This is a genomic window from Acidocella sp. (genome assembly GCF_013044125.1).
Taxonomy (GTDB): Bacteria; Pseudomonadota; Alphaproteobacteria; order Acetobacterales; family Acetobacteraceae; genus Acidocella.
Map to the genome: position 1 here is coordinate 1 of NZ_JABEVC010000115.1, position 5,232 is coordinate 5,232.

Genomic DNA, 5,232 nt, shown 5'->3' on the forward strand with positions numbered 1-5,232 from the left:
GACGAGGTCGACCGCGCTGTGGGTGGATGAGAGATCATCCGAGACGGCGGTGATGATGGCGGCTTTGCCGTCAGCGGTGGCAATGAGGGCGGCGATGCCCGAGCCGATCGACTTCAGCAGGTCAGTGGCGATGGGTTTGAGCTCTTTCGCCGGGATGTCGCCGACATGGCGGAGCAGGGTTTTGACACCATTGATGGTCTCGACGCTAGCGGCGGCGGTAGAGAGCACCAGTTTCTTCTGCAACTCGGCGACCTGACGCTCAAGGCGCTTTTTCTCGTCCTGGAGCTGGGTGATGCGGGCTGGGAGTTCGGCAGGCTGGGCCTTCAGCGTGGCGGCGGTTTGCGCGAGGAGGCGGGATTCGTCCTCAACAGCGGCGATGGCGGCGGCGCCCGCCAGGGCCTCGATGCGGCGCACACCCGCGGAGACGGCACCTTCGGAGGTGATGCGGAAGAGGCCGATGTCACCGGTGCGCGAAACATGGGTGCCGCCGCAGAGTTCCACCGACCAGGCGGATTTGGTGTCATCAGGGTTGCCCATGCCCACCACGCGGACCTCATCGCCGTATTTTTCACCAAAAAGCGCCATGGCGCCTAGCTTAACGGCTTCATCCGGGGTCATCAGCCGGGTGGTGACTTCGGCGTTTTCGCGGATGCGGGTGTTTACTTCGCGCTCCACGATGGCCAGTTCTTCTGCCGTGATGGGGCGGGGCTGGGAGATGTCAAACCGCAGGCGGTCTGGCGCGTTGAGCGAGCCTTTTTGCATGACATGGGTGCCAAGGGCGCGGCGCAGCGCCTCGTGCAGCAGGTGGGTGGCGGAGTGGTGCGCGCGGATGGCGCCGCGGCGGGCATGGTCCACCGCTGCCAGAACGGGCTGGCCGGTGCGCGCGGTGCCCGCCTCCACCACGCCAAGGTGGACGAAGAGTTCGCCAAGCTTCTTTTGCGTGTCGGTGATGCGGATGCGCAGATTGTCGGGGCCGGTGAGGTAGCCGGTGTCGCCCACCTGGCCGCCGCTTTCGGCATAGAAGGGGGTTTGGTTGAGCAGGATGGCGACGGATTGATCCGGCAGCGCGTGGCTGGTTGGCTGGCCGTCGACGATGAGGCCGGTGATAGTGGCTTCGGCGGTTTCGGTGGCGTAGCCCAGGAATTCGGTGGCGCCGAGCTGTTCCTTCAGCTCGAACCACACAGTCTCGGTCGCGGCTTCGCCGGAGCCGGCCCAGGCGGCGCGGGCGCGGCGGCGCTGTTCGTCCATGGCGGCGTTGAAGCCTTCGATGTCAACGGTTTTTTGTTCCTCGCGCAGGGCATCCTGGGTGAGGTCAAGGGGGAAACCATAAGTGTCGTAAAGTTTGAACGCCACGGCGCCGGGCAGGGCGCCGCCGGCAGGGATGGCATCGGATTCTTCACGCAACAGGGAAATGCCCCGGTCCAACATCGCGCGAAAACGGTTTTCTTCGAGTTGCAATGTCTCGGTGATGAGCGGTTCGGCGGCGTTGAGTTCGGGGTAGGCCTGGCCCATCTGGCGGACCAGCGCGGGGACGAGGCGGTGCATCAGTGGCTCGGTGGCGCCCATGAGGTGGGCGTGGCGCATGGCGCGGCGCATGATGCGGCGGAGCACATAGCCGCGCCCCTCGTTGGAGGGGAGCACGCCGTCAGCCATCAGGAATGAGGTGGAGCGCAAATGGTCGGCCACCACGCGGTGGCTGGTCTTGAACCTGCCGTCAGGGTCCTGGCCGGTGGCTTCGGCCGAGGCCATGATGAGGGCGCGCAAAGTATCGGTGTCGTAATTGTCGTGTTTGCCTTGCAGGATGGCGGCGAAGCGCTCCAGGCCCATGCCGGTGTCGATGGAGGGGCGCGGCAGCGGGTTACGGGTGCCGGGCGGGCCTTCCTCATATTGCATGAACACGAGGTTCCAGATCTCGATGAAGCGGTCGCCGTCTTCATCCGGGGAGCCGGGCGGGCCGCCGGGGATGCCTTCGCCGTGGTCGTAGAAAATTTCCGAGCAGGGGCCGCAGGGGCCGGTGTCGCCCATTTTCCAGAAATTATCGTCGGTAGGGATGCGGATGATTTTTTGGTCCGCCACCCCGGCGATTTTTTTCCACAGATCGGCCGCTTCGTGATCTGTGTGGTAAACTGTAATGAGGAGTTTATCCTTGGGGAGACCAAAATCCTTGGTCAGCAGGGTCCAGGCGTGGAGGATGGCCTGTTCCTTGAAATAGTCACCGAAGGAGAAATTGCCCAGCATCTCGAAGAACGTGTGATGGCGGGCGGTATAGCCGACATTATCCAGGTCGTTATGCTTGCCGCCGGCGCGCACGCATTTTTGCGACGAGGCGGCGCGGACATAAGAGCGCTTCTCCTGCCCGGTGAAGAGGTTTTTGAACGGCACCATACCGGCGCTGGTGAAGAGCAGCGTCGGGTCGTTGCGGGGCACCAGCGGGGCGCTGGGCACGACCGTGTGGCCGTTGCGGGCGAAGTAGTTGAGGAAGGTGGCGCGGATATCGTTGCTGGTGACCATGTTACCGGGATTACAGGTTTGCCCGCTTTTCGCCAAGTCTGGGGGCGCAGGAAGTTACCGGGCGTATTTTTCGACCGTGGGTTGGATGAAGGCGGCGATGCGGGCCATGCCGGTGGCGTTGGGGTGCAGGGCGGGCTCAGGCGGGGTCAGCCGCGGGTCGACATAGAGGGAGGCGTCGGTTTTGCCGTGTTTTTGCAGCACGTGGCTCACATCGATGAAGGTGACATCGGGGTTGCCCGCGTAGTGGCGGGCCAGGGCGGCGTTGGTGGCAGTGGTTTGGGCATCCACCCAAGGAGAGCGGATGGACGGCAGCACGCCGAGCAGCAGGATGTGGGTTTGTGGCAGGTGACGGCGTGTGTTGGCCACCACGGCCTCTATGCCCGGGACGGTCATGGTTGCATCCCAATGCACGCGGCCAAAGTTGTTGGCGCCGATGAGGATGATGACGAGGCGCGGATGCAGCCCGGCGACCTGGCCGTGGTCCAGCCGCCAGATGAGGCTTGAGGTGGTGTCGCCGATGAAGCCGAAGTCAAGCGCGGCATAGGGGGCGTAGTAGTGGTTCCAGACAGGGAGGATGTCGTCGTAGCCATGGCCGCCGTGGCGCTGCCAGTAGTAGGTGATGGAGTCGCCCAGCCAGATGATTTTGGCGCCGGGGTCGGCTTTGGCTTGTTCCAGTGTGCGGGTGAAGCGGGCTCGCCACCATGGCAGGCTGGTGCGGCCGATGGGCGCTTCGGCAAGGTTGACGCGCGCCTGCGCGGCCAGTGGCGCGGTGGCCAGGGGAAGGACCAGGAAAAGGACGCGGAGCAGGCGCTTCATGGCTTACAGGCCAAACAGCAGCAGTGTGAAGCTGGCGGCGCCGAGCAGGGCGCAATACCAGGCGAAGGGCAGCAAGGCCCAGGAGTCGTGGTTATGGAAATAGCGCATGAGAAACGCGGTGCTGGCATAGGCGACCACCCCGGCCGCAACGGCGGCGAAGGTGGCGGCGCCGAACAGGGAGTGGAGCTCATGCGCGTGAGCGAGTTTAGGGACCTCGAGCACGCTGGCGGCGAAGATCACTGGCGTGCCCATAAGGAAGGCGAACTTGGCGGCTTCCTCATGCCCCGCGCCGCGGCGCAGACCGCCGACGATGGCGGCACCCGAACGGGAGATTCCGGGCAGGAAGGCGAGGCACTGGAAAAAGCCGATGACCAGCGCGTCTGCATTGGTGAGGGTGGCGCTGTTGCGCAGGGCGCGCCCGCGCAGGCGCTCGCCTAGAAACAGCAGCCCGGCGTTGGCGATGAGGAACAGCGCGGCGATGAGCGGGCTGGCGAAGAGATGCGCCACCGGTTTTTTGATGATGAAGCCGATGATGACGGCGGGAAGAGTGGCGATGATGAGCCGCAGCAGCAGGGCGCGCTGGGTTTTCACCTCGGTGGCGTAGCCAAGTCCCAGGACGCCGCGCAGCATGCCGAGCCAGTCAGCATAGAAAAACAGCAGCATGCCGATGGCGGTACCCAGATGCAACATGACAAGAAAAGGCAGAAAACCGGGGCTGGCCTGGTTTATCCCCCAATGCAACAGGGCGGGCACAACGACTGCATGGCCGAGGCTGCTGACGGGAAACAGCTCGCTGGCGCCCTGCAGGACGGCGAACATCATGGCATGTAGAAAACTCATGGGAACTCCCTGGGCGGTATGGCGCCTCCTTTGCCGCATTGCGGAAATTTTTGCCACTGCTAAGCCTGACGTATGAAGCGTTTTAACAATACGGGCGGGGTGGCGTGGTGCTGACAGCGTGGGTGACCTGGAGTGTCGTCGCGCTAGGCGTGGGCGGCGTTATTTTGCGGCCTTGGGGGGTGCGCGAGGTGGTGCCGGCGCTGGCGGGGGCGTTGGCGCTGGTCGCCTTTGGCCTGTTGCCGGTTGGGGCGGCGGTGCGCGGAGTGGGGCAGGGGACGGATGTTTACCTGTTTCTCACGGGCATGATGATTCTGGCCGAGCTGGCGGCGGACCAGGGATTGTTCGCCTGGGCGGCCGGCTGGGTGGCACGGCGCGCGGGGGGCTCGGCGGCGCGGCTGTTTGCGATGATCTACGGCATGGCGGTGGTGGTTACGATGTTTCTCTCCAACGATGCGACCGCCGTGGTGTTCACCCCTGCCGTGGCGGCGATGGCACGGGCGGTGAAAGCGGAGCAGCCGCTGCCGTTTTTGCTGATCTGCGCGTTTGTCGCCAACGCGGCATCGTTCGTGCTGCCGATTTCGAATCCGGCCAATTTGGTGGTTTACGGCGCGGCGCTGCCGCCGTTGCTGGGGTGGGTGCGCCAGTTCGGGCTGGCATCGGTGGTGACGGTTGGCGCGACGTTTCTGCTGCTGCGCTTCACGCAACGGCGGGCGTTGGCGCAGGCGCTGGTGGCGCAGGCGCACCAGCCGGAGCTCTCCGCCGGGGGGCGGCACGCCGGGCTGGGCATTGCGGGAACGGCGGTGGTGCTAATGGCGGCCTCGGCCTGGGGGGTGCCGCTGGGGCTGCCAACTCTGCTGTGCGGCCTGGGGACCGCTGCGGTGGTGCTGCTGCCCGCCCGCCAGCCGCCCTGGGAGATGCTGAGGAACATTTCATGGGATGTGCTGCCGCTGGTGGCAGGATTGTTTGTGATGGTGGCGGCGCTGGACCGCACAGGCGTGGTGGCGGCGCTGGCCCGATTGCTGGGACAGGCAGGTGGCGCGGCGGGCTGGGAGGCTGGTCTGGGAC

Annotated in this window: 4 protein-coding genes; 1 reads left to right on the top strand and 3 read right to left on the bottom strand. The window is 65.2% G+C overall.

Annotated features, from left to right (window positions below; translation table 11 throughout):
- The 3 genes from alaS to HKL97_RS07245 all read right to left on the bottom strand — a co-directional run.
- Positions 1-2,511 (bottom strand): alanine--tRNA ligase (gene alaS / locus HKL97_RS07235; protein ID WP_291423885.1); only part of this gene is annotated, 2,511 nt, incomplete at its 3' end.
- Between the two features lie 54 nt (positions 2,512-2,565).
- A complete protein-coding gene (locus HKL97_RS07240; RefSeq protein WP_291423887.1) occupies positions 2,566-3,327 on the bottom strand; it encodes a GDSL-type esterase/lipase family protein in 762 nt (253 codons plus the stop codon).
- A 3-nt stretch (positions 3,328-3,330) separates the two neighbouring features.
- A complete protein-coding gene (locus HKL97_RS07245; protein ID WP_291423889.1) occupies positions 3,331-4,167 on the bottom strand; it encodes an undecaprenyl-diphosphate phosphatase in 837 nt (278 codons plus the stop codon).
- A gap of 104 nt (positions 4,168-4,271) precedes the next feature.
- On the opposite strand from HKL97_RS07245, the gene HKL97_RS07250 reads away from it, so the two are divergent.
- The coding region (locus HKL97_RS07250) for an SLC13 family permease (RefSeq protein ID WP_291423891.1) at positions 4,272-5,232 on the top strand (961 nt) is incomplete at its 3' end.

What these genes read in the sequence shown, in the direction of transcription:
- HKL97_RS07240 (WP_291423887.1), bottom strand. Translation starts at nt 3,327, where the DNA reads ATGAAGCGCCTGCTCCGCGTCCTTTTCCTGGTCCTTCCCCTGGCCACC.
- HKL97_RS07245 (WP_291423889.1), bottom strand. Translation starts at nt 4,167, where the DNA reads ATGAGTTTTCTACATGCCATGATGTTCGCCGTCCTGCAGGGCGCCAGC.